The organism is Paracoccus lichenicola, assembly GCF_009708075.1.
In the GTDB taxonomy this organism is placed as follows: domain Bacteria; phylum Pseudomonadota; class Alphaproteobacteria; order Rhodobacterales; family Rhodobacteraceae; genus Paracoccus; species Paracoccus lichenicola.
Genome location: NZ_WMBT01000044.1, coordinates 1 through 3,861, shown reverse-complemented (window position 1 = coordinate 3,861; position 3,861 = coordinate 1). Strand labels below are relative to the sequence as shown.

The 3,861-nt window shown below is 67.0% G+C and carries 5 protein-coding genes; all 5 read right to left on the bottom strand.

Features of this window, described 5'->3' with window-relative positions:
• Positions 1-115 precede the first annotated feature (115 nt).
• Complete coding sequence (locus GIY56_RS18195) at positions 116-427, bottom strand: putative quinol monooxygenase (RefSeq protein ID WP_154766244.1); 312 nt, start codon at positions 425-427, stop codon at positions 116-118.
• A 5-nt stretch (positions 428-432) separates the two neighbouring features.
• Positions 433-1,464 (bottom strand): Gfo/Idh/MocA family protein, encoded by a 1,032-nt coding sequence (locus GIY56_RS18190; RefSeq protein ID WP_154766243.1) that lies wholly within the window; start codon positions 1,462-1,464, stop codon positions 433-435.
• An 8-nt stretch (positions 1,465-1,472) separates the two neighbouring features.
• Positions 1,473-2,414 (bottom strand): sugar phosphate isomerase/epimerase family protein, encoded by a 942-nt coding sequence (locus GIY56_RS18185; RefSeq protein ID WP_154766242.1) that lies wholly within the window; start codon positions 2,412-2,414, stop codon positions 1,473-1,475.
• 40 nt (positions 2,415-2,454) lie between these two features.
• Positions 2,455-3,456 (bottom strand): Gfo/Idh/MocA family oxidoreductase, encoded by a 1,002-nt coding sequence (locus tag GIY56_RS18180; protein WP_154766241.1) that lies wholly within the window; start codon positions 3,454-3,456, stop codon positions 2,455-2,457.
• A partial coding sequence (locus GIY56_RS18175; protein ID WP_154766240.1) for a sugar phosphate isomerase/epimerase family protein occupies positions 3,453-3,861 on the bottom strand: 409 nt, incomplete at its 5' end. The genes GIY56_RS18180 and GIY56_RS18175, both read right to left, overlap by 4 nt.

Sequence of the window (3,861 nt, the reverse complement as noted above, 5' to 3'; positions counted from 1 at the left end):
CGACCCCATGTCCTCCAGACGCCCGCCAACCTGCGCCCCGTAAAGGTCAACGCCAGCACGGCCGATGGTCAGAAGGTCAAGGGGCTTGTCGGACATGGTTTCGCTCTCCAAGCCATCAATGTCGGGTTTTGTTGTCACGATCCTGGTCCGCCGGGTTGATCGTCTCGAAGCTGATCGAGACATGTTTCGGTTCATGAAAGGCGATGAACGCCTTGGTGTGCTCTTGCGCCATGTGGAAGTCGTGCGCGGCCTTGTCCCGCCAGCTTTCGACGAAGACCAACCGGTCGGGGTCGTCCGTGCAGGTGTAGAAGTCGTAGCCGATGCAGCCGGGTTCGGCCCGCGTCGCCGCCTGCACCTCGGGCGCGCGGGCGAGGATCGCGTCGCGCGTTCCGGGCAGCAGTTGCAGCGTGATGATGAACTTGTCCATGCCCGTCACGCCCTTTCGACCCGGACCGTCCGGCCCTCGGACGCGCTGATCCGCGCGGCGTCAAGCACGGCCAGGGTTGCGATGGCCTCCTTGGCCGTGACCGGAGGCACGCCGCCGGTCCGCACGGCCTCGGCAAAGGCTTCGTAATAGGCGTGATAGCGGCCCTGTTCCGAAGGGACGGGTTCCTCGCCGGCGGCTGTGCGCAGCGTGCCCCAGTGGTCCTCCGGCTCGTATCCCCAGCCTGCCGGATCGTCCGCCGGACGCCGCCCTGCAAAGATTTCCTTCGCCTGCACATCGGTCCCCTGCGAGACATAGCTGCCCGCCGCGCCATAGGCGCGCAGTTCGCGGGCTGCAAGGCGGTTCAGCTTGCTGGCCGAGATGTGGGAATGGACGCCGCCTTCGTGGCGCAGCGTCAGAACGAAGCCCGCATCCGTGGGTCCCTGCGGCAGATCGACCACGTCAAGCTGCGCATCGACCGACAGTGCCGGTCCCAGAAGCCACAGCATCTGATCGACCAGGTGGCTGCCCAGGTCGCGCAGCAGCCCGCCCGTTGGACCAGCCTCGAGCGTGGCGGGGTCGTCGAAATCCATGCGCGAATGCACCCGCCAGACGGGGCCGATCCGGCCGTCATCAAGAACCTTGCGCAGGGTGCGCAGGTCGGCATCCCAGCGGCGGTTGTGAAAGACGCCCAGCGTGACGCCCTTTTCCCTCGCCGCGCGGGCCAGCGCGCGGCCGCCCTCGGCATCGGGCGCGAAGGGCTTGTCGGCGATCACATGCACCCCGGCGGCAATCGCTTCCAGCACCAGGTCGCGGCGGGTCTGCGGCGGGGTGGTGATCGTCACGGCATCGACACCGGCGGCCAGCATCGCCGTCAGGTCCGGATAGATCGGCGTGCCGGGCAGGTCGGCATGCACCCGTGCGACCGTCCGGGGCGCCCGCGCCACGACGCCCGCAAGCGTGACCCCACGGGCCGCGGCGATGAACGGCACGTGAAAGTGCCGCCCGCCCGTTCCGTATCCGACGACCCCGACGCGCATGATGTCCCTCAGCGGCTGATCGTCGCTTGCAGGGCGTCGATGGACGACTGGATGCCCGCGTCGGTGGACATGGTGAAATCCTCCATCTCGAGCGAGACCCAGTCGTTGTAGCCGACCATGCGCACGACCGAGAAGAACTCCTTCCACCATTGCAGGTCGTGGCCCGCGCCGACGGCGACATAGTTCCAGGCGCGGTTGGCCACGTCGGTCACGTCCTTGAGTTCCAGCAGCCCGTTCACGTCGGCCAGGCCGCGTTCGATGCGGGTGTCCTTGCCGTGGCAATGGTGGATGGCATCGCCCAGGGCGCGCGCGGCGGCGATGGGGCAGGCGCCCTTCCAGAACAGGTGGCTGGGATCCAGGTTCATGCCGACCTTGGGACCGACCTCGTTGCGCAGGCGGAACAGGGTTTCCGGGTTCCAGACCAGCATGGCCGAGAAGTTTTCAAGCGCGATCTTCTCGACGCCCACTTCGTCGCACAGCCTGACCAGATCGTGCCACAACGGGAAGGCGCGGTCCTCCCACTGGTAACGGTCGCGTTCGGGCATCTCGTCGGGCCAGGACTTGGTATAGACCAGCCAGTTCGGCACCGTGTCGCCGGGTGCTGCCTCGGGCAGGCCGGACATGGTGACGATCTTGGTCACGCCGATCTCGCCGGCCAAGCGGATGGTGTCCTCCATCTCCTTGCGGTGGCGCTTGCCCATCGCGCCGGGATCCAGCGGGTTGGCCGAACAGTTCAGCGCGGCGATTTGCAGGCCGCGCGCCTCGAGTTCCGCCAGCTTTTGCTTCAACAGGCCCTTGTCGGCCAGAAGTTCGTCGGCGCGGAAATGCGGGCCTTTGGACCAGCCGCCGCCGGTCATCTCGACTCCTTCGACGCCCAGCTTGACGCATTTGTCCAGCATGTCCGTGAAGGACAGGTCGGCCATGACATCGGTGCAGATCGACAGTTTCATCGGATGGTCTTTCGTTGAGAATGGTGCCGCTGGCGCGGGATCAGGAATAAAGCGCAGGCTTGGCGATCATGCCGACCGCTTCCAGCCTGCCCGAATCGACCGCCCGCAGGGCCGCGTCCGCCACCAGCGTCGCGGCATAACCGTCCCAGGCACTGGGTCCGGTCGCGGTTCCCTGTCCGGCCGCGACGATCCATTCGCGGAATTCCTGGTCATAGGCCTCGATGAAGCGTTCGCGCCAATCCTCGGGGATGGCCTGGCGGATGCCGTGGGCGTCGGTGACGACCGCCGCCGGGCGGTTCGGCAGCGCGGCCACGCCCGCCTCGCAGCTGACCTCGCCCCGGATGTCGTAGCCATAGCCGATGTTGACCGATATCTCGACATCGACCAGCGCGCCGGATGCCATGTGCAGCAGCACCAGCACCGGATCGCGCAGATCCTTGCCGCGCGACGACCGCCGGGGCACGCGCACCTCGACCCCCGTCACCTCGTCCGACAAAAGCCAGCGAGAGATGTCGGCGTCATGGACCAGCGTGTCGTTCAGCGGCATGTCCGAGGTGTAAAGCCCCTCGGGCACGCTGGCGTTGCGGTGCTTGGAATAATACATCAGGGGGGCGCCCAGGGTGCCTGTGTCGATCACGGCCTTGAGGCGGCGGTAATCGGCGTCGAAGCGGCGCATGAAGCCCACCTGCACCAGGCGGCGGCCAAAGGCCACTTCCGCCTCGATGATGCGCAGGGCGGCGGCTTCGGACGTGACCATCGGCTTTTCGCAAAAGACCGGCTTGCCGGCCGCGATGCAGGCCAGAAGCTGTTCCTCGTGCGCCGGACCCCAGGAACAGATCACCACCGCCTGAACGTCGGGATCGGCAACCAAGGCATCGGGCGTCGGATGGACCTTGGCCCCGGCGGGGGCGGCGGCCTGGGCGCGGGCCTGGTCCATGTCGTTGACGGCCACCACCGTGACCCCGGACAGCACCCGGGTCAGGCGGCGGATATGGTCCTGGCCGATCATGCCGGTGCCGATGACCCCTACGTTCAGGCTCATTTCGTTCCCCAATACTGGTCGATGTATTTCTGCATTTCGGCGCGCATGAAGCGGCCCGAGTGGTCGGCGCGGTCTTCCCAGGCGAAGACGCAGGCGGTCATGATGCCGTCAAAGCCGATGGCGGCCAGCGTGCCGAAGAAGTCGTCCCAGGGCACCTCGCCCTGGCCGATGTCCAGATGCTGGTGCACGCGCGCCTGCGTGCCCGGCGGGTTCAGGATGTAGCGCAGGCCCGAGGAGGCCTTGTGGTTGAAGGTGTCGCCCACGTGGACATGGGCCAGCACGTCGGCCGCCTCGCGCAGCATCGCGGCCGTGTCGTCGCCGAAATAGAAGGTGTGGGGCGCGCAGTAGAGGAACTTGACGGACTTGCTGTTGACGGTGCGGATGATGTCCAGCGCGGGCTGGATC

Coding starts and splice junctions, on each gene's coding strand:
- GIY56_RS18195 (WP_154766244.1), bottom strand. CDS start 427: ATGGACAAGTTCATCATCACGCTGCAACTGCTGCCCGGAACGCGCGAC.
- GIY56_RS18190 (WP_154766243.1), bottom strand. CDS start 1,464: ATGCGCGTCGGGGTCGTCGGATACGGAACGGGCGGGCGGCACTTTCAC.
- GIY56_RS18185 (WP_154766242.1), bottom strand. CDS start 2,414: ATGAAACTGTCGATCTGCACCGATGTCATGGCCGACCTGTCCTTCACG.
- GIY56_RS18180 (WP_154766241.1), bottom strand. CDS start 3,456: ATGAGCCTGAACGTAGGGGTCATCGGCACCGGCATGATCGGCCAGGAC.